Annotated in this window: 18 protein-coding genes; 7 read left to right on the top strand and 11 right to left on the bottom strand. The window is 67.6% G+C overall.

Translation table 11 applies throughout. The features are described from left to right. Positions 1–26: 26 nt before the first annotated feature. Complete coding sequence (locus ACFQXB_RS12030) at positions 27–1,064, bottom strand: dipeptidase (RefSeq protein WP_377403888.1); 1,038 nt, start codon at positions 1,062–1,064, stop codon at positions 27–29. Between the two features lie 208 nt (positions 1,065–1,272). Here ACFQXB_RS12030 and ACFQXB_RS12025 point away from each other — a divergent pair, with 208 nt between their 5' ends. Continuing rightward, on the top strand, positions 1,273–2,376 hold the full coding sequence (locus ACFQXB_RS12025; protein ID WP_377403884.1) for a saccharopine dehydrogenase family protein: 1,104 nt from the start codon (positions 1,273–1,275) through the stop codon (positions 2,374–2,376). A 216-nt stretch (positions 2,377–2,592) separates the two neighbouring features. On the opposite strand, the gene amaB is transcribed toward ACFQXB_RS12025, so the two are convergent. Next, complete coding sequence (amaB, locus tag ACFQXB_RS12020; RefSeq protein WP_377403881.1) at positions 2,593–4,086, bottom strand: L-piperidine-6-carboxylate dehydrogenase; 1,494 nt, start codon at positions 4,084–4,086, stop codon at positions 2,593–2,595. A 22-nt stretch (positions 4,087–4,108) separates the two neighbouring features. Next, a complete protein-coding gene (locus tag ACFQXB_RS12015; RefSeq protein ID WP_377403878.1) occupies positions 4,109–5,329 on the bottom strand; it encodes an acyl-CoA dehydrogenase in 1,221 nt (406 codons plus the stop codon). Positions 5,330–5,472: 143 nt separating this feature from the next. Between ACFQXB_RS12015 and ACFQXB_RS12010 the strand changes: the two genes are divergently transcribed. From ACFQXB_RS12010 to ACFQXB_RS12000, 3 genes are read left to right on the top strand one after another with little or no spacing between them, the layout of a single operon-like run. After that, positions 5,473–6,396 (top strand): LysR family transcriptional regulator, encoded by a 924-nt coding sequence (locus ACFQXB_RS12010; RefSeq protein ID WP_377403875.1) that lies wholly within the window; start codon positions 5,473–5,475, stop codon positions 6,394–6,396. A gap of 43 nt (positions 6,397–6,439) precedes the next feature. Then, a complete protein-coding gene (locus tag ACFQXB_RS12005; RefSeq protein WP_377403873.1) occupies positions 6,440–7,813 on the top strand; it encodes an aspartate aminotransferase family protein in 1,374 nt (457 codons plus the stop codon). Further along, the gene (locus tag ACFQXB_RS12000) at positions 7,810–9,195 is read left to right on the top strand and encodes a glutamine synthetase family protein (RefSeq protein ID WP_377403870.1); all 1,386 of its coding nucleotides are present in this window, start codon (positions 7,810–7,812) and stop codon (positions 9,193–9,195) included. The genes ACFQXB_RS12005 and ACFQXB_RS12000 overlap by 4 nt, the downstream gene beginning before the upstream one ends. A gap of 690 nt (positions 9,196–9,885) precedes the next feature. Here ACFQXB_RS12000 and eda read toward each other — a convergent pair. Together eda and edd are read right to left on the bottom strand one after the other, a co-directional pair. Beyond that, positions 9,886–10,527: a bifunctional 4-hydroxy-2-oxoglutarate aldolase/2-dehydro-3-deoxy-phosphogluconate aldolase gene (eda, locus tag ACFQXB_RS11995; RefSeq protein WP_377403867.1), complete on the bottom strand. Its 642-nt coding sequence runs from the start codon at positions 10,525–10,527 to the stop codon at positions 9,886–9,888. Between the two features lie 16 nt (positions 10,528–10,543). Further along, positions 10,544–12,349 (bottom strand): phosphogluconate dehydratase, encoded by a 1,806-nt coding sequence (gene edd, locus ACFQXB_RS11990; protein WP_377403865.1) that lies wholly within the window; start codon positions 12,347–12,349, stop codon positions 10,544–10,546. A gap of 264 nt (positions 12,350–12,613) precedes the next feature. On the opposite strand from edd, the gene ACFQXB_RS11985 reads away from it, so the two are divergent. The 3 genes from ACFQXB_RS11985 to ACFQXB_RS11975 all read left to right on the top strand — a co-directional run bounded on the left by ACFQXB_RS11985 (position 12,614) and on the right by ACFQXB_RS11975 (position 14,707). Next, the gene (locus ACFQXB_RS11985; protein ID WP_377403862.1) at positions 12,614–12,784 is read left to right on the top strand and encodes an RSP_7527 family protein; all 171 of its coding nucleotides are present in this window, start codon (positions 12,614–12,616) and stop codon (positions 12,782–12,784) included. Between the two features lie 190 nt (positions 12,785–12,974). After that, positions 12,975–14,171 carry an RSP_2647 family RNA methyltransferase gene (locus ACFQXB_RS11980; RefSeq protein ID WP_377403859.1) on the top strand — a complete coding sequence of 399 codons (1,197 nt, stop codon included), beginning with the start codon at positions 12,975–12,977 and terminating at the stop codon, positions 14,169–14,171. Beyond that, positions 14,171–14,707, top strand: a complete 537-nt coding sequence (locus ACFQXB_RS11975) for an RSP_2648 family PIN domain-containing protein (RefSeq protein ID WP_377403855.1) — start codon at positions 14,171–14,173, stop codon at positions 14,705–14,707. The genes ACFQXB_RS11980 and ACFQXB_RS11975 overlap by 1 nt, the downstream gene beginning before the upstream one ends. Here ACFQXB_RS11975 and ACFQXB_RS11970 read toward each other — a convergent pair. Genes ACFQXB_RS11970 through ACFQXB_RS11945 form a run of 6 tightly spaced genes read right to left on the bottom strand, consistent with a single transcriptional unit; the run spans position 14,697 to position 19,413 of the window. Then, positions 14,697–15,386, bottom strand: coding sequence for a M48 family metallopeptidase (locus ACFQXB_RS11970; RefSeq protein WP_377403852.1), 690 nt, complete (start codon positions 15,384–15,386; stop codon positions 14,697–14,699). The two genes, ACFQXB_RS11975 and ACFQXB_RS11970, sit on opposite strands and share 11 nt — an antisense overlap. 39 nt (positions 15,387–15,425) lie before the next feature. Continuing rightward, positions 15,426–16,166, bottom strand: a complete 741-nt coding sequence (locus ACFQXB_RS11965; protein ID WP_377403849.1) for a ZIP family metal transporter — start codon at positions 16,164–16,166, stop codon at positions 15,426–15,428. 52 nt (positions 16,167–16,218) lie between these two features. Next, a complete protein-coding gene (locus ACFQXB_RS11960) occupies positions 16,219–17,400 on the bottom strand; it encodes a vWA domain-containing protein (RefSeq protein WP_377403846.1) in 1,182 nt (393 codons plus the stop codon). A 5-nt stretch (positions 17,401–17,405) separates the two neighbouring features. Continuing rightward, the gene (locus ACFQXB_RS11955; RefSeq protein WP_377403843.1) at positions 17,406–17,573 is read right to left on the bottom strand and encodes a hypothetical protein; all 168 of its coding nucleotides are present in this window, start codon (positions 17,571–17,573) and stop codon (positions 17,406–17,408) included. Beyond that, entirely contained in the window at positions 17,570–18,958 is a 1,389-nt protein-coding gene (locus ACFQXB_RS11950; protein ID WP_377403840.1) for a DUF2927 domain-containing protein, read from the bottom strand. Before ACFQXB_RS11950 ends, ACFQXB_RS11955 begins: the two co-directional genes overlap by 4 nt. Further along, complete coding sequence (locus tag ACFQXB_RS11945; RefSeq protein ID WP_377403837.1) at positions 18,955–19,413, bottom strand: GNAT family N-acetyltransferase; 459 nt, start codon at positions 19,411–19,413, stop codon at positions 18,955–18,957. The genes ACFQXB_RS11950 and ACFQXB_RS11945 overlap by 4 nt, the downstream gene beginning before the upstream one ends. Positions 19,414–19,428 lie beyond the last annotated feature (15 nt).

The raw sequence follows: 19,428 nt of genomic DNA, 5'->3' as shown, positions 1-19,428 counted from the left end.
AGGTATGCCGTGGTATACGAAGAACTCTAGCCAATCACCCGCCCGATGAGGCCAAGCCAGTTGTCCCAGCAGATGCGCCGGATCAGCGGGTCGCCGAAACCCGCCTTGCGCATGGCATCGATCAGTGCCGGAAGCCCCGCCACCGAGCCGATGGCCGAAGGGATCTGCGCGCCGTCGAAATCCGATCCCAGCGCCACGCCGTCTTCGCCCAGCTTGTCCAGCAGGTAGGCCAGATGCGCGATCGGCACGTCAAGCGATGTCTCGGCATCCTTGCGCCCATCGGCGCGCAGGAAACTGGTGGCAAAGTTCAGGCCGACCAGGCCCTTGCTCTCGGCGATGGCGTCAAGCTGGCGGTCGGTCAGGTTGCGCGTCATGGGGCAGAGCGCATGGACATTGCTATGGGTGGCCACCAGCGGGCGGTCGCTGATCCTTGCGACGTCCCAGAACCCGGCCTCGTTCAGGTGGCTCAGGTCTACCAGTATGCCCAGCGCCCCGCATTCCCGCACCAGCCGGCGGCCGGCGTCGGTGAGGCCCGGGCCGATATCGGGGGTGACGCCAAAGCGGAACGGCACCCCATGGGCAAAGATCGTTTCCCGCGCCCAGACCGGCCCGAGCGAGCGCAGGCCCGCGGCGTGGAACAGGTGCAGCTCGTCCAGATCGGGGCCGATCCCCTCGCAGCCTTCCAGATGCATGATGGCGGCGATGGCGCCGCGCGACCGGGCGGCCTCGATGTCGGCGGCGCTGGTGCAGACCTGCAGCGCATCGGGGCGGGCACGTTCCATGCGGCGCAGGATGCCCATCATCTGCAGGCTGATCCGGGCGGCGCGGTTCGGCTCCAACCCCGGATAGCTGACGGCGGCGGCAAGGTTTTCGGGTTCGGGCAGATCCTCGGGGTTGGGGATCCAGCTGGCAAAGAAGCCCCCCGCAAAGCCCCCCGCGCGGGCGCGCGGCAGATCCAGATGGCCGGCGCGGCCGTCAAAGAACCCGTCGCCGGCGCGATCTCCTGACAGCCAGAGATGCAGCAGAAGGTCGTTATGTCCGTCAAATACCGGAAACTCGGTCATCTTCTCTCCCTGGCTCTGCCTGTCGTGCAGTGGTAACCCGCTTGCCCGCGCATTGAAAGCCATCGGAGCGGGCACCGCGTTGCGTCGGCATAATGACGCGGCTGACCGGCAAAATGCCGGCCTCTGCCACGCATACCGGCGTTCTGCATGATGCGAAACGCCGGGATGCGGCAGATCATGATCCCAGAAACCACAAAGGAGAGCAGGGATGTGGCATATCTGTATCGTCGGCGCGGGGAATATCGGGCAGTGCATCGCCACGATGCTGGGGGCCTCGGGGCGCTATCGCGTCACCATGGCCGATCAGGATGCGCGGGCGCTTCATCGGGCGGCCGGGGCCGGCTGGCCGACGCTGGCGGTTGATGCCGCCGATCCGGCAGGGCTTGCCAGGGTGCTGACCGGCTTCGATGCCGTCATCAGTGCCGCGCCCTTCTTCCTGACGCCCACCATCGCGGCGGCGGCAAAGGCGGCTGGTGCGCATTACTTCGATCTGACCGAGGATGTCGCCGGCACCGAAGCCGTTCGCGCGCTTGCGCAGGACGCGGGCACGGTTCTGATGCCGCAATGCGGCCTTGCGCCGGGCTTCGTAGGTATCGTCGGGGCGCATCTTGCGGGGCAGTTCGACGCGCTTGATACCCTGTCTCTGCGGGTGGGGGCGCTGCCACTGTTCCCGACGAATGCCTTGAAATACAACCTTACCTGGTCCACCGACGGGCTTATCAACGAATACTGCAATCCCTGCGATGCGATCGTTGCTGGCCAGCGCATCAAGACCGCGCCGCTGGAGGATCACGAACGCTTCGCGCTGGACGGGTCGGAATACGAATGTTTCAACACCTCGGGCGGGCTCGGCACGCTGTGCGAAACGCTGGAGGGCCGGGTGCGGCGGCTGTCCTATCGCACGATCCGCTATCCCGGCCACCGCGACATCCTGCGCCTTTTGCTGAGCGATCTGGGGTTGGAGCGTCGCCGCGACCTGATGAAGGAAGTGTTTGAAACGGCGCTGCCGCGCACGGATCAGGACGTTGTGATCGTGTTCTGCACCGCAACCGGGCTGCGCGACGGGGTGCTGCGCGAACAGTCGTTCCTGAACAAGTCGCTGGGCCAGATGATCGGTGGGCAGAGGTTCAGCGCCATTCAGGTGACAACGGCGGCTGGCGTCTGCGGCGCGGTGGATCTGGTGCGCAGCGGCAAGCTGCCGGGGCAGGGTTTCGTTGCCCAGGAACAGGTGCAATTGCCCGAGTTCATGGCGACCGAGTTCGGCCGCCACTATGCGCCCGGAGAGGTGACGGCGCTGGATCGCGCTGCCTGAGGGGTTCTGCGGATCGGCCCGGCGGGCGGGGCAAGTGCCCGAAGCGGCAGAGGCACAGTCGCAGCCGCCGAGGTCGAGGCGCTGAATGAATCGCTGGCAATGATTGCTGATCTCAACCGGCAGAACACCATGCCTGGCCGATGCTCATGACGCGCAGCGCGACGATGGAAGAAGGGCCCCGAAAGGGGCCCTTCCGCCGAAAGTCGGGTCATTGTTTCAGATGTCGAACTTGACGCCCTGCGCGAGCGGAAGCTGCGCCGAGTAGTTCACCGTATTGGTCTGGCGGCGCATATAGCCCTTCCAGGCGTCCGAGCCGCTTTCGCGCCCGCCACCGGTCTCCTTCTCGCCGCCAAAGGCCCCGCCGATCTCGGCGCCCGAGGGGCCGATGTTGACATTGGCAATGCCGCAGTCCGAGCCCACGGCCGACAGGAAGGTCTCGGCCTCGCGCAGGTTCAGCGTGAAGATGCAGGACGACAGGCCCTGCGGCACGTCGTTCTGCAGGGCGATGGCCTCGTCCAGATCCGAATAGCTCAGGACATAGAGGATCGGGGCAAAGGTTTCCTCGCGCACCGTGTCGGTCTGGCCGGGCATCTCGACGATGGCCGGGGTGACATAGGTGCCGCCCGTGACGCCCTCGACCGTTTCGCCGCCATGCACGGTGCCGCCTTCGGCGCGGGCGCGCTCCAGCATCGCCTGCATCCGGTCGCGCGCCGCCGCGTCAACCAGCGGGCCGATCAGCGTGCCGGCCACACGGGGATCGCCGATCGGCAGGCTGGCATAGGCCTTGACCAGCCGGGCCACCAGATCCTCGCGGATGCTTTCGTGCACGATCAGCCGCCGAAGCGAGGTGCAGCGCTGTCCGCAGGTGCCGACGGCGGAAAAGACGATGGCCCGCACGGCCATGTCCAGATCGGCGGAAGGGGCGACGATCATCGCATTGTTGCCGCCGAGTTCGAGGATCGAACGGCCAAAGCGTTCAGCGACCTTCGGCCCGACGATCCGTCCCATCCGGGTCGATCCGGTGGCCGAAATGATCGGCACGTCCTTCGAGGCGACCAGCGCTTCGCCCACCTCGGGGCCGCCGATGACAAGCTGCACCAGCCCTTCGGGCGCATCGCCGAACCGGTCCAGCGCACGCTGCATGATCTTCATCGTCGCGAGGGCCGTCAGCGGGGTTTTTTCGGAGGGTTTCCAGATCACCGGATCGCCGCAGACCAGCGCGAGCGCCGCGTTCCACGACCAGACCGCCACCGGGAAGTTGAAGGCCGAAATGACGCCGCAGGGACCCATCGGGTGCCATGTCTCCATCATCCGGTGACCGGGGCGTTCCGAGGCGATGGTGAGGCCGTAAAGCTGGCGCGAGAGGCCCACGGCGAAGTCGCAGATGTCGATCATCTCCTGCACTTCGCCCAGGCCTTCGCTGATGATCTTGCCGGCCTCAAGGGTGACCAGCGCGCCCAGCGGCTCTTTCGCGGCGCGCAGTTCCTCGCCCAGAAGGCGCACCAGTTCGCCGCGCCGGGGGGCGGGAACCTCGCGCCATTGGCGGAAGGCGGCCTGCGAAGCGGCGATGACGGCGGCCATGTCCTGCGCGCCGGTCTGGGCAAGGCGCGCAACCTCGGCCCCGTCGATCGGCGAGGTCACGACCAGATCGCCCGCCGTCAGCTCGGCATCGGAAAAGCCGCAGGCGGCAAGGGTATCGGAGTGGTTCATTCTAGTCTCCCTGTCGCGGCGCTCAGAAGAACGCCTGAAGTCCGGTCTGGGCGCGGCCCAGGATAAGGGCGTGCACGTCATGCGTGCCCTCATAGGTATTCACGGTTTCCAGGTTCACCATGTGACGCATCACCTGGAATTCCTGCGAAATGCCGTTGCCGCCGTGCATGTCGCGCGCCATGCGCGCGATGTCCAGCGCCTTGCCGCAGTTGTTGCGCTTGACCAGGCTGATCATCTCGGGGGCAGCGTTCGCCTCGTCCAGCAGCCGGCCCACGCGCAGACTGCCCTGCAGGCCAAGGCTGATCTCGGTCATCATGTCGGCCAGTTTCTTCTGGTAAAGCTGAGTCTGGGCCAGCGGCCTGTTGAACTGCTTGCGGTCAAGCCCGTATTGCAGCGCCGCGTGCCAGCAGAATTCCGCCGCGCCCATCACGCCCCAGCTGATCCCGTAGCGCGCGCGGTTGAGGCAGCCGAACGGCCCCTTGAGCCCTTCCACATGCGGCAGAAGCGCATCCTCGCCCACTTCGACATCGGACATGACGATTTCGCCGGTGATCGAGGCGCGCAGCGACAGTTTGCCCTCGATCTTGGGGGCGGACAGGCCCTTCATGCCCTTTTCCAGCACGAAGCCGCGGATCTTGCCGCCATGGGCCTCGGACTTGGCCCAGACCACGAAGACATCGGCGATCGGGCTGTTCGAGATCCACATCTTCGACCCGTTCAGCACATAGCCGCTGGCAGTCTTGCGGGCCACGGTCTTCATGCCTGCCGGGTCGGAACCCGCGTCGGGTTCGGTCAGGCCGAAGCAGCCGATGAATTCGCCACTGGCCAGTTTCGGCAGATACTTCATCCGCTGCTCTTCCGAGCCATAGGCATAGATCGGATACATCACGAGGCTGGACTGCACCGACATCATCGAGCGATAGCCGCTGTCCACACGCTCGACCTCGCGCGCGACAAGGCCGTAGGCGACGTAAGAGGCGCCGAGCCCGCCATATTGCTCTGGAACCGTGACCCCCAGCAGGCCCATCTCGCCCATCTCGCGGAAGATCTGCGGGTCGGTTTCCTCGCGCTCATAGGCGCGGGTGACGCGGGGTTGCAGCTTTTCCTGCGCATAGGCGCGGGCCGCGTCGCGCATCATCCGCTCTTCCTCGGTCAGCTGATCGTCAAGGCGGAACGGGTCGCGCCAGTCGAACCGAGACAGATCAGGGGCATCCTTGGGTTTGAGGGCGGGTTTCTCGGTCATCTTTTCCTCGGCAATGGGCGTCAGCAGCGCGTGCAGCGTCCGACATGTGTGCAAAAAGCGCAAGATCGCGCGACAGATGCAAGTATCACATGCGCAACAGGCCTGTTAAACCCCCGATGGACGGGTTATTTTCGCCTGATGATATGCACAAAGCTCATATGACTGCGGCGCCGCGCCGCCTTTTGCCCTCGATCAGCCTGCTGCAGGCCTTCGAGGCCGTCTGCCGCACCGGATCGACCGCGGCTGCCGCACGGGAACTGGCGCTGACCCAGGGGGCCGTCAGCCGGCTGGTGCAGGGGCTGGAGGGGCAGCTGGGGGTGCAGCTTTTCCAGCGCGACCGGCGGCGGCTGGTGCCGACCGAGGCCGCGCAGGTCTATGCGCGCGATGTGCGCAAGGCGCTGGACCTGATCGCGCGGTCCTCGCTTGGCGTGCGCTCGAACCCCGGGGGCGGGGTGCTGTCGCTGGCGATCCTGCCGACCTTCGGCACCCGCTGGCTGGCGCCGCGCCTGCCCGCCTTCCTGACCGCCCATCCGGGCATCACCATCAACCTTGCCACCCGGCTGCGGCCCTTCGACTTTGCGCGCGAAGGCTTTGATGCCGCGATCCACTTTGGCCGCGACGACTGGCAGGGCGCCGGGGCGATGAAGCTGTTCGACGAACGGCTGATCGCCACCTGTTCCCCGGATTTCCTGCGCCGCAATCCGGTCTCGGGCCCCGGCGATCTGGCAAGCCTGCCGCTTTTGCAGCTGGAAACCCGGCCCGATGCCTGGGCGCAGTGGTTCAGCCAGCACGGGATCGAGGGCGCGACCCCGGCGCGCGGGATGATGTTCGACCAGTTCGCGACGATGACCCAGGCCGCCATTGCGGGGGTGGGGCTGGCACTGCTGCCGGCCTTCCTTGCCGCGGGCGAAATCGCCGAGGGCCGGCTGGTGCGCGCCTGCGGGACGGCGGCGACCGGGGTGGGCAGCTACTGGCTGGTCTGGCCCGAAACGGGCGCGGGGCATCCGCCGCTGCAGGCCTTCCGCGCCTGGCTTGGCACGATCACCGCGCCCCTGCGCGGTGATTGACGCAGCCCTGCGGCGCGGCTACGCCTTGGGCAGAGGATGAGCCATGGACAAGACCGACCAGATCGCGGGTGTCGCCCGCAGCCGCATCACCGCCATGACCGAGCGCGAGGCGCGCCGCTTCGCCCGGGCGCGCCCCTACAGCCGCGCCCGGCTTGAAACCGGGTCAGAGGCCTTTCTGCACGGCGTCCCGATGCACTGGATGCGCGACTGGCCGCAGCCCTTCCCGCTGCTGATCGACCGGGCCGAGGGCGCGCGGATCCGCGATGCCGACGGGCACGAGCTTGATGATTTCTGCCTCGGCGACACCGGCTCGATGTTCGGCCATTCGCCGGCACCGGTGGCCAAGGCGATCCGCCGTCAGGCACGGCGGGGGCTGACCTACATGTTGCCCTGCGAGGAGGCGCTTGAGGTCGGCCATCTGCTGAGCGAACGCTTCGGCCCCTTCCGCTGGCAGATCGCGACCACGGCCACCGATGCCAACCGTTTTGCGTTGCGGGTGGCGCGCGCGGTGACCGGACGGCCCAAGGTGCTGGTGTTCAACGGCTGTTATCACGGCACGGTGGACGATGCGATGATCTGCCTTGACGAGGGTCGTCAGACCATCGCGCGGCCCGGACTGGTGGGGCAGGTGGCCGACCTGACCCGCACCGGCGTGGTGGCCGAGTTCAACGACCTGGCCGGCCTTGAAACCCTGCTGGCTGCCGGCGATGTGGCGGCGGTGCTTACCGAGCCGGTCATGACCAATTGCTGCATGGTCCTGCCCGAACCGGGGTTCCACGACGGGCTTCGGGCGCTGACCCGGGCACATGGCACGCTGCTGATCCTCGACGAGACGCATACGATCTCGAGCGGTCTTGGCGGCTATACCGCCCGCCATGGCCTTGCGCCCGACATCTTCGTTCTGGGCAAGCCGGTCGCGGGCGGCGTTGCCGCCAGCGTCTGGGGCATGAGCTTCGAGATCGCCGCGCGCTTTGCCGCCTATGATGCCTGCAGGCCCAGTGGTCATTCCGGCATGGGCACGACACTTTCCGCCAATCCGCTGCAATTCGCCGCGATGCGCGCCACGCTGGCCGAGGTGATGACCGAAAAGGCCTATGCCCGGATGGAAAAAGGCGCCGCCCGGCTGGAAAAGGGCCTGGCGAAGTCCATTGCCCGGCATGGCGCGCCCTGGCATGTGGTGCGTGTGGGCGCGCGGGTCGAGTTCATCTGTCATCCGCAGCCGCTTCGCACCGGATCCGAGGCCGTGGCCGCGCATCACCCGGATCTCGAGGCCGCGATCCACGCCGCCCTGCTGAACCGGGGCTGCCTGATCGCGCCCTTCCACAACATGATGCTGGTCAGCCCCGTGACGACCCGCAAGCAGATCGACCGGCTTGTTGCCGCCTTCGACGAGATCCTGACCGAGCTTTTCGCATGATCGCTTCCCCCAACGGCGCCGATCCGGCCGAGGCCGCCGCCTTCCTTGCCGCCCATCCGCAGGTCGAGGCCATCGACATCGTGCTGACCGATGCCAACGGTATCGGGCGCGGCAAGATCATCCGCCGGCACGAGCTGGAGGGCCTTTACCGCAACGGCCGGCATCTGCCGATCTCGATCCTGGGCCTGGATATCTGCGGCGAGGATGTCCACGAAACCGGCCTGATCTGGGATCAGGGCGATGGCGATCTGCGCGCCTGGCCGGTGCCCGGCACGCTCAGGCTGCTGCATGGCACCGATCCCGCGCGGGCCGAACTTCTGATGTCGATGTACCACCTGGACGGCGCCGCGATGACAAGCGATCCGCGCCACGCGCTTGCACGGCAGGTGCGGGCCCTGGCCGCGCAGGGCTTGCATCCGGCCGGGGCCTTCGAGCTGGAGTTCTTCCTGCTTGACCCGCAGCGCGGCGCCGATGGCAGGATGCGCCCCGCGCGCGCGGTTCTCGACGGGCGCGAAAGCCGCAAGACCGAGGTCTATTCCGTCGATCACCTGCACGGGATGGAGCCGCTGTTCTCGGATATCTATCGCGCGGCCGAGGCGATGGGCATCCGTGCCGAAACGGTGATCTCGGAATATGCCCCGGGCCAGTACGAGCTGACGCTGGATTACCGGACCGATGTGATGCAGGCGGCCGATGATCTGATCCGGCTCAAGCGGATCGTGCGGATGCAGGCGCGGCGGCACGGGGTGACGGCCTGCTTCATGGCCAAGCCCGATGCCGATTACGCCGGATCGGGGATGCATTTTCACGTCTCGATGCGCGATGCGATCGGGCGCAACGTCTTTGCCGAAGGCGCGGGCGAGAGCTTCCGGCCCGCGCTTCTGCACGCCATCGGCGGCCTGCGGCAAACCATGGGCGAGGCGATGCTGGTCTTTGCGCCCCATGCCAACAGCTGGCGGCGCTTTGCCACGCAAAGCTATGCGCCGGTTTCGCCGAACTGGGGGGTCAACAACCGCTCGGTCGCGCTGCGCGTGCCGGCAGGGGCCGTCGCGGCCCGGCGCATCGAACACCGCCCGGCGGGGGTGGATGCCAATCCCTATCTGGTCGGCGCAGTGGTGCTGGCCGGGATCGCAAAGGGTTTGGCCGAGGCCATCGACCCGGGCCCGGAGGTGACGGGCAACGGCTATGACAGCCCCGCCGATCTGCCCATCCCGCCCGACTGGCGCAGCGCGATCGAGACGGCGCGCGCCTCGGCCTTCCTGCGCGACGCGCTTGGCGCGGACATGCACCGCACCTTCACCGCGATCAAGGCTGCCGAATACGCCCGCGTCGCGCGCACCGTCTCCGAGGTGGATTTCGATCTTTACCTGCACAGCGTCTAGCTGCCCGGCGCAGAGAAACCTGCAGCGCCGGAGGGGCGGTGGAAGCCAGTCCAGCGGCGGTTTCCGGCTTGCCGTTCAGTCTCGGGAGAGACTGGGGCCGTCAATGGCACCGGGGGCTGCCGGATGTCTCACGGGGCTGCCGCGGCAGGTGAAAGGCACCGCGTCAGTCGGTTGGCGGCCCACGGTGAAACGATGCCATCCCGTGAACGTGGTCACATGAACGCTGAAGCGCCCGTCAGGAGCGCCCGCCGGAGTTCCGGAAACCTGCTGCTCCGGTCGATGGTCTCTTGCCGCCTGTGACGGGTGCCGGACCGACGAGGCTGCATCAGCGTCCGCTGGCTGCCGCCGGCCGCGCTGCCAGGATCGTGCCATGTCCGGGCGTCTGGCCCGAGGACAGGCGCCCGGACCGACCGGCGCAGATGTGTCTGTCGCCCGATCCGTCACTGACCAACCTTTTCAATGGCCTGCCGGACGTTCCTTGTGCAGGATCTCAGCGCGGAAGCGCGCTGGCCTCGCGGGCGAGGCGGGTGATGCCCTCCCAGTCGCCGGCCCCGGCGCCAGGATCGTGGCATGTCCGGGCGTCTGGCCCGAGGACAGGCGCCCGGACCGACCGGCGCAGATGTGTCTGTCGCCCGATCCGTCACTGACCAACCTTTTCAATGGCCTGCCGGACGTTCCTTGTGCAGGATCTCAGCGCGGAAGCGCGCTGGCCTCGCGGGCGAGGCGGGTGATGCCTGCCCAGTCGCCGGCCTCGATCAGCGCCTTGGGCGCAACCCAGCTTCCGCCCACGCACAGCGTGTTCGGCAGCGCCAGATAGTCCCGCGCATTGGCAAGGCTTATGCCGCCTGTGGGGCAGAACCGGACCTGTGGCAGCGGCGCGCCAATGGCGCGCAGCGCGGGGGCGCCGCCTGCGGCCTCGGCCGGGAAGAACTTCTGCGTGGTATAACCGCGTTCCAGCAGCCACATCACCTCGGTTGCGGTGGCGGCGCCGGGCAGCATCGGCAGGTCGAGCGCCTCGGCCGCGTCAAGCAGCCGCCCGGTCGCGCCCGGCGAGACGCCGAACTGCGCCCCGGCCTCCTTGGCGGCGCGCACATCCTCGGGGGTCAGCAGCGTGCCGGCGCCGACCACACCGCCCGGCACCGTCGCCATTTCGCGGATCACATCCAGCGCGGCGGGGGTGCGGAGCGTCACCTCCAGCGCCGGCAGCCCCCCGGCGATCAGCGCCTCGGCCAGGGGGCGGGCATGGGCGGTATCCTCGATCACCAGCACCGGCACGACAGGGGCCAGCAGGCAGATTTCGGCGGCGCGGGCGCTGGCGTCTTCGGGGGTCATTCAGGTCTCCTCAGGCTCAGATGACGACGCCGGCACCGGCGGTCGCGGGACCGACCGCAGCGCGGAAGGCATCGAAAAGTTCGCGTCCAAGCCCCTGCCGATTGGCCGAGAGATCGGGCGTTGCGGGCGTGCGGGCATCGAAATCCGCCGCCAGAACATCAAGCCGTCCGCTTACGGCGTCAAGCCGCACCAGATCCCCGTCGCGCAGCCGGGCGAGCGGCCCGCCATCGGCGGCCTCGGGGCTGATGTGGATCGCTGCGGGAACCTTGCCGCTGGCGCCCGACATGCGGCCATCGGTGATCAGCGCCACCTTCAGCCCGCGATCCTGAAGCACGGCGAGAACCGGCGTAAGCGAATGCAGTTCGGGCATGCCATTGGCCTTCGGACCCTGGAAGCGCACGACGACGACCGTGTCCTCGGTGAACTCGCCGCGCTGGAAGGCGGCCTTGACTTCGGACTGGTCGTGGAACACCCGCGCCGGGGCTTCGATCACATGGCGTTCGGGGGCGACGGCGGAAATCTTGATCACCCCGCGCCCCAGCGTGCCCGAAAGCTGCCGAAGCCCGCCCTGCGCCTGGAACGGATTCGAGGCGGGGCGCAGGATCCGGTCGTTCAGCGTCTCGCGCGCCCCGGCTTCCCAGGTCAGCGCGCCCCCGGACAGGCGCGGCTCACGGGTATAAAGCTGCAGGCCGTCGCCGGCCACGGTGCGCGTATCCTCGTGCAGAAGCCCGGCCTCGAGCAATTGCGCGATCATGTAGCCCAGGCCTCCGGCGGCATGGAAATGGTTCACATCGGCCAGCCCGTTGGGATAGACCTTGGCCATCAGCGGCACCGCCTCGGAGATATCGGCGAAATCCTCGAGATCGAGGATCACCCCGGCGGCGCGGGCCATCGCCGGCAGATGCAGCACAAGGTTCGTCGATCCGCCCGTGGCCATCAGCCCGACGATGCCGTTCACGAAGGCGCGTTCGTCAAGGATATCGCAGACGGGGCGATAATCGTTGCCCAGCGCGCTGATCTGCAGCGCGCGCTGCGCCGCGGCGACCGTCAGCGCCTCGCGCAGGGGGGTGCCGGGATTGACGAAGCTGGTCCCGGGCAGGTGCAGACCCATGAACTCCATCAGCATCTGGTTGGTATTTGCTGTGCCGTAGAAGGTGCAGGTGCCCGGCCCGTGATAGCTGGCCATCTCGGCTGCCATCAGCGCGTCGCGGCCGATTTCGCCGGTCGCAAACTGCTGGCGCACGCGGGATTTTTCATCATTGGGCAGGCCCGAAGTCATCGGCCCGGCGGGAATGAACACCGCCGGCACATGGCCGAAGGTGGCCGCAGCGATCACCAGCCCCGGCACGATCTTGTCGCAGACGCCGAGATAGACAGAACTGTCAAAGACGTTATGGCTCATCGCAACCCCGGCGGCGAGCGCGATGACATCACGGGAGAACAGCGACAGCTCCATCCCCACCTGACCCTGAGTGACCCCGTCGCACATGGCTGGAACGCCCCCCGCCACCTGTGCCGTTCCTCCCGCCGCGCGCGCCGCCTCGCGGATCAGGGCCGGGTAGGTTTCATAGGGCTGATGGGCCGACAGCATGTCGTTATAGGCGGTGACGATGCCAAGGTTCGGGGCACGGCTTGTGGCAAGCGCCTCCTTGTCCTGGCCCATCGCCGCATAGGCATGGGCCTGGTTGCCGCAGGTCAGATGGGCCCGGGCGGGGCCGTCGGCGGCGGCGCGGGCCATGCGGGCCAGGTAATCCTCCCGCAGAGGGCGCGATCTTTCGCGGATGCGGTCGGTGACACGGGCGATGCGGCTGTCGAGTGGCATGTCGCTCCTCGTTGACTGGGGCGGCGGTGCCGCGACGGCACCGGATGGAAGCGGCTTACCAGAAAAAGTTAGCGCTAACAAGTGCGGGCGGGCATTTCGGCGGCGCCCGATCATCTTGCGGGGCAGGTCGGTGAAAGGCAAGTGCCCCAGCCCCGCATTGCAAATGCTGCATGGCAGCAATTCCGGTATGGCGCTGGTAACGTCAAGCTGGCTGACCTATTTTCGGATCCGTGGGAGGGTTACACCAACCCGAGAGGATCCGAGATGACCGAGATGAACAAGACGACCGACGCCGATGTGATCTGCTTTGCCGCGATCGAGCGCCGCGCCCGCGAACTGCGTGCCGAAGCGACCCGCGAAACGGCACGCGCCATCGCAGCCTGGTTTTCGCGCCGCTTTGCCGGCCTGCGGGGCACCCGGTCGCAAGCGGCCTGAGAGTTTCAGTCAGGAACGCAGGGCGTCAGATCGCCCAGCGTGCCCGAACCTGACACGCGATCGCAGACAGGGCATCAAGCCCGTGGCTGCATCCAGTGCAGGACAGACCCGGCCCCGGACAGGGCCGGGTTTTTTTCATGCCTGCGGATTGGCGCTTTCGCGATCGCCGCAGAGCGGCTAGAGCAGGGCCATGACAGCTTTCGATTATCCCGTGATCCGCCTGCGGCCCAAGACCGATGCCCGCGCCATTCGTCATGGCGCGCCCTGGGTCTTTGCCGATGAACTTGTCGTCGATCGCCGCACGCGCGCGCTTGCTCCCGGCACGATCTGCCAGTTGCAGGACGAAGCCCGCGCACCCCTTGGCATCGTGACCGTGAACCCCAACTCCAAGATCATCGCCAGGATGCTTGACCGCGACCCCGAGGCGGTGATCGACCATGACTGGATCAGCCTCCGGCTGCGCCGGGCGCTGGCCTTGCGCGAACGGCTGTTCGATGCGCCGTTCTACCGGCTTGTCCATGCCGAAGCCGACGGCTTTCCGGGGGTGGTGATCGACCGGTTCGGCGATCTCGCGGTGATCCAGCCCAATGCCGCCTGGGCCGACCTGATGATCGAGACACTGGCCGAGGCTCTGGCGCAGGTCACCGGCGTGCAGCGGATCGTCAAGAATGGCGCGGGGCGCGCGCGCGGGCTGGAAGGTCTGCCCGAGGAAATGACCGTGCTGCGGGGAACGATCGACGGGCCGATCCCGGTGGTGATGAACGGTGCGACTTATATGGCCGATGTCATGGGGGGGCAGAAAACCGGCCTGTTCTATGACCAGCGGCCCAACCACGCCTTCGCCGCCCGGCTTGCGCCCCAGGGGCGGGTGCTTGATGTGTTTTCGCATGTCGGGGGCTTTTCGCTTGCCACGCTTGCCGGCGGGGCGCAGACGGCCCTCGCGGTGGACGGATCGGCCCCCGCGCTGGATCTTGCCCGGCAGGGCGCCGCGGCCATGGGTTGCTCTGACCGGTTCGAGACCCGTCAGGGCGACGCTTTCGCGGTGATGGAGGCGCTGGCCGCCGAGGGTCAGCGCTTTGACGTGGTAATCTGCGATCCGCCGGCCTTCGCGCCCGCCAAACCTGCCCTTCAGGCGGGCCTGCGTGCCTATGAACGTATCGCCCGGCTTGCTGCGCCGCTGGTGGCCGAGGGCGGCTATCTCTGCCTCTGCTCCTGTTCCCATGCGGCCGATCTGACGGCCTTCCGCACCGCCAGCGTGCGCGGAATCGGCCGGGGTGGCCGCCGGGCGCAGATCCTGCACACGGGCTTCGCAGGGCCGGATCATCCGATGCTGCCGCAACTGGCCGAAAGCGGTTACCTCAAGGCGCTGTTCTTCCGGCTGGACTGATGCGCGCGTTTCTGGACGCCTGCGTTCTCTATCCCACTGTCCTGCGGGAAATCCTGATCGGCGTGGCCGGGCAGGGGCTGTTCACGCCGCTCTGGTCGGCGCGGGTGCTGGAGGAATGGGCACGGGCAACCGTGAAGCTGGGACAGGAGGAGATCGCGCGCGCCGAAATCGCGGCTTTGCGCCGCGACTGGCCCCTGGCCGAGGTCATGCCCGATCCCGAAGCCGAAGCGCGGCTCTGGCTGCCCGATCCCGCCGACCGGCATGTGCTGGCCGCAGCTCTTGCGGGCGGGGCCGAGGTGATCGTCACCCAGAACCTGCGCGATTTCCCCCGCGCCGCGCTTGGCGCCGAAGGCATGCGCGCCGAGGCGCCCGATGCCTTCCTGCTGGGGCTTTGGCACCGTGCGCCGGGGCCGGTTGCAGAGGTCGTCGAAGCAGTGCGCGCCACGGCCGAGCGCCTGTCGGGCGAGCCACAGCCCCTGCGGCCGCTGATGAAGCGGGCGCGGCTTCCGCGGCTGGGCAAGGCGCTCAGCCGATAGCCGCGCGCCAGCGGGCCTCGTTGGCCTCGATTGCCGCGATGCGGTCCTCGGTCGGCGGATGGCTTGCCAGCCAGACGGGCGGACCGCCACCCATCCCGGTCAGGCCGGGCAGCTTGCGGAACAGCGATTTCTGCGCGCCGGTGCCGATCCCGGCCTTCACCAGAAGCGCCGAGGCATAGGCATCGGCCTCGTATTCGTCCTGCCGCGACAACCGGGCCGCCAGAAGGCTTGCCACCGCATTGGCAATCCAGATTCCGACCCCGGGCAGAAAGCGGTTGAGCACCGTCGCCAGCGCCACGCGGATGGCATTCTGGCCGGAAAAATCGATCATCCGCCGCCGGGCATGACCCAAGGCCACATGGCCCAGTTCATGCGCGATGACACTGGCGATCTCCTCGGCCGAGACGAGGCCGGCGCGATACTTGTCGTAGAAGCCACGTGTGAGGAAGATGCGCCCGTCGGGCGCGGCAAGCCCGTTGACCGGCGCGACTTCGTAGATATGCACCTTGATCTCGGGCAGGTCCAATGCCCGGGCCATGCGATCGGTGAGAAGGCGCAGATCATGGTCGGCAAGCGGCTGCGATTTCTCGTCCAGTTCCCGGCGCGTGCGCCAGGACGAGAACAGGTACATCAGCACCGCATAGGCAATCGCCAGCAGGATGGGGGTGAGCTTCAACATTGCGCAGATATGGGGCAGGGTGCGGCGGCTGGCAATGCGTCACCCCATCACAAGCGTGACGGCCAGCATGGCGGCGAAGGACAGCGCGGCGACCGTACCCATCGGCCCGCGCGCCATGCCCTCGGAGGCATCGGGAAGCAGTTCGGAAAAGGCGATCCAGAGCATCGCCCCCGCCGCGAGCCCCAGCCCATAGGGCAGGATCGACGCAAAGACCGTCACCATCAGGAAGGCAGGCACCGCGAGAAGGGGCTGGGGCAGGCTGGACACCACGGCCCAGCCCGCCGCCCGCAGAACCGGGACGCCGCGTGGCACAAGGATCAGGGCGATGGCCAGCCCCTCGGGGATGTTCTGCAGCGTGATCGCGACGGTCAGAAGCTCGCCAAGATCGCGCCCGCCCCCGAAGGCCACGCCGAGGCCGATGCCCTCGGCGGCGGAATGGGCGGTCATGATGCCGACGATCAGCACCATCCGTGCCCCATCCGCGCTGGCCAGATGCTCGATCCCCGGCAGATCGGGATGCTGCAGAACCCGTTTGGCAAGCATGATCGCCCCGACCCCCGCGACAAGGCCCAGAAGCGTGCGCCAGCCGTTCAGCGCCATGCCTTCGGCGATCATGCTGTGGCTTGCGGCCAGCATCAACCCGGCGGCGGCGGCGCTGCCGGCCGCGCGCCAGCGACGTTCGCGCGCGCGGGGCGACAGAAGCGGCAGGGCACCCAGCCCGGTGGCAAGCGCCGTCACAAGCGCCGCAGCAAAGACGATCAGGGCAGTCGGTTCGGTCATCGGGCTGGCTCAGGCTGGCTGGACGGGTTGAGGGTGGCGGGCCGGAGCAGGGTCAACCCAGCATCCGCACGCCGCGGCTGATCCCGTCAAGGGTCATCGGCACCATGCGGTCCTGGAAGATGCCGCGGATCAGGCGGATGGAATGGCTGTTGTCCCAGAACCGTTCCGGCGTCGGGTTGATCCAGAGATGCGCGGGCCATTGCTGGCGGGCCCGTTCAAGCCAGACCTGGCCGGGTTCGGCATTCCAGTGTTCATTGGCGCCGCCGGCATGGGTGATTTCATAGGGCGACATGTTGGCATCCCCGACCAGGATGCACTTCCAGTCGCTGCCAAAGGTGCGCAGCAGTTCCGTGGTGGGAATCTGCGCGTCCCAGCGCCGGGCATTGTCGCGCCAGACGCCTTCGTAAAGGCAGTTGTGGAAGTAGTAATGCTCCAGATGCCGGAATTCGGCGCGGGCGGCGCTGAACAGTTCCTCGACCACGCGCACATGCGGGTCCATGCTGCCGCCCACATCGAGAAACAGCAGGACCCGCACCGCATTGCGCCGTTCGGGCCGGGTTTTCACATCCAGCCAGCCCTGTTCCGCCGTGGATCGGATGGTGCCGTCAAGGTCCAGTTCCTGCGCCGCGCCATCGCGCGCCCATTTCCGCAACCGCTTGAGCGCGACCTTGATGTTGCGGGTGCCCAGTTCGACGCTGTCGTCAAGGTTCCGGAATTCGCGCCGGTCCCAGACCTTTGCCGCGCGGCCGTGGCGGCTGCGATCCTGCCCGATGCGCACGCCCTCGGGGTTATAGCCATAGGCGCCGAAGGGGCTGGTGCCGGCGGTGCCGATCCACTTGTTGCCCCCCTGATGGCGACCCTTCTGTTCGGCCAGGCGCTGGCGCAGCGTTTCCATCAGCTTCTCAAAGCCGCCCAAGGCCTCGATCGCGGCGCGTTCCTCGGCGCTGAGGTGGTTTTCCGCCAGCTTCTCGAGCCAGTCCTTCGGCAGGTCCAGCGCCTGAAGCACCTGGTCCGGGGTGATCTGCTCCAGCCCCGCGAAACTTGCCGCAAAGGCCTGGTCGAACCGGTCGATATGGCGTTCGTCCTTCACCAGCGTGCTGCGCGCGAGGTAATAGAACCCCTCGGTGTCATAGATCACCAGCCCCGCAGCCATCCCTTCCAGAAACCCGAGAAACTCGCGCAGCGAGACCGGAACGCCGGCCTTCCGCAGGGCCTGGAAGAAGGGCAGGAACATCGCGCTCAGAACATCCTTTCGGCAAAGATGGTGATGAACACGCCGATCAGCGCCAGGAAGATGGCCCAGGCCGCGGCATATTGCGCCATGTCCAGCCGGTTGCCCTGCCGTTTGCGTGCCTGCATCACGCCGATGATCGCCCCGATCACGATACCTGCCAGAACAATCATCATCCGCCTTCCTGTGCTGGCGCGGCCAGGGCGGCGATTTCCGCCATCCGGTCCCGCACCTCCTGGTCCGAGCCGAAGCCATAGCGCGCCCAGCCAAGGCTGTCGAGCCGGTCCGCCCGCGCCTCGTGGTCGCGGCCCAGCGCGGAAAGCGCCGTGGCCCGCAGCATCAGCACGCTGGCCAGAAGCGCCGCATTCTGGGCCTGCCGTGCCGGACCGATCGCGCGATCGGCAAGGGCCAGCGCATGATCGGGCTGATCTGCGGTCAGCGCAAAGGCTGCCATCTGCATGTCGATATGGGCGATGTGCACTTCGGCGCCGGGAAGATCGCGCCAGACAAGCCCGGCGCGCAGGAAGGAGGCCACGGAGAGCGTGCTGAAATCCGCCGCTGCGGCCCGGCCCATCGCGTAAAGCGAAAGGCCCAGCCGGCTGTCCTGCCAGCCCGCATCCTGCGCCACCAGCACCGCATAGCGCGCCGCATCCAGCCGGTCGGGGCGGCGTTCCGGGGCAAGCGCCACCTCGATCGCGTTCAGCCAGTCGCGCGGGGTGGGGCCGGGATCGGGCAGGGCGGGGCGTTCGCCAGCGGGGTTCAGGCGGCGCAGGATCGCAGGCAGGCGGGCTGCGACCTCGTTGCGGGACATGCCGCTTGCCAGTTCCGGCGCGTAATAGGTGCGCAGGATCAGCATGTCGAAGCCGGTCAGGACCGAGTGGAAATTGTCGTCATTGAAGATCGAATCCGACAGGCGATACAGATCGTTGAGCGGCCCCAGCGCCTGGGCGATTTCCTCGTGCAGGCAGTCGCGGATTTCCTGCGGGCTGGTGTCCTGCGGCACGAAGACGGCGATGCGTTCGCGCTGCGACAGGGTCGTCCAGTCCAGCAGCGGGGCGCGGCGGTTGCGGCGAAACTCGGACCAGCTGCCGACCCGTGGCACCACGAAACAGGCCGTCTGCGGGGCGAAGGACTGAAGCGTGGCGCGGGGCAGGAACTCGACCACGATCTGCGCGCCGGACGGATCGCCGATGCGCGTGATGTCGATCTCGGCCTCGGCGCGCAGGCGGGCGATCAGAAGGTCGAGATCGCGGAGCGAGACTTCGGGGATCGCGCCCGTGACGGCAAGCTGCACCGGCCCTTCGAAGCGGCTGAGCACCGGAAGGCTCCGCCCGTCCTCCATCTCGAACGAAAGCTCGAGAAAATCCTGCGCAATGTTGACATTGGGCCGCTGCGGCGGGGCGGGCCGGGCGGCGGCAAAGGTCTTCATCGGCGGCAAGTCCGCGTCGCGGGCGGGCTCGCGCGGGGTGCAGGCGACCAGCATCGCAAGCGCGAGACCCGCCAGAATCAGGCGTGGTGGGCAGAGCGGCCTGCTGCCGGCCTTGGGTTGCGGCAGGTTCATGCGCGGTTGTATTTGATGAAGGGTGTGACCTGTCCGATCTGGTCATAAAGGCGGCGGGCGGTTGCGTTGTCCTGCTGGGTCAGCCAGTAGACCATGCCCGCGCCCGCTTTATCGGCCGCCGCATAGACTGCCTCGATCAGCGCCCGTCCCACCCCGCGGCCGCGGGCCTCGGGCGCGGTGAACAGATCTTGCAGATAGCACACGTCCTCGGTCCGCCAGCAGTGGCGATGGAAAAGGTAATGCGCCAGGCCAAGCAGCCGGCCGCCGGCATCTTCGGCGACCAGGGCGCTGAAATCGTGCGGATCGCTGCCCAGAAGCCGCGCGAAGGTGCTGTCATAGACAGGCGCGGCGACGCTGGTTTCATAGAAGGTCAGGTAGCCCGTCCACAGGCCCTGCCACTGGTCGCGGTCGCCCGGGGCCAGGGGACGGATGGTGAAGGTCTGCGGTTCGCCCATCGGGGCCCCCTTTCG

The organism is Halodurantibacterium daqingense (assembly GCF_042666235.1).
GTDB lineage: Bacteria > Pseudomonadota > Alphaproteobacteria > Rhodobacterales > Rhodobacteraceae > Halodurantibacterium > Halodurantibacterium daqingensis.
Note: the sequence above shows the minus strand (reverse complement) of the source record. Positions and strands in the feature narration are given on the sequence as shown.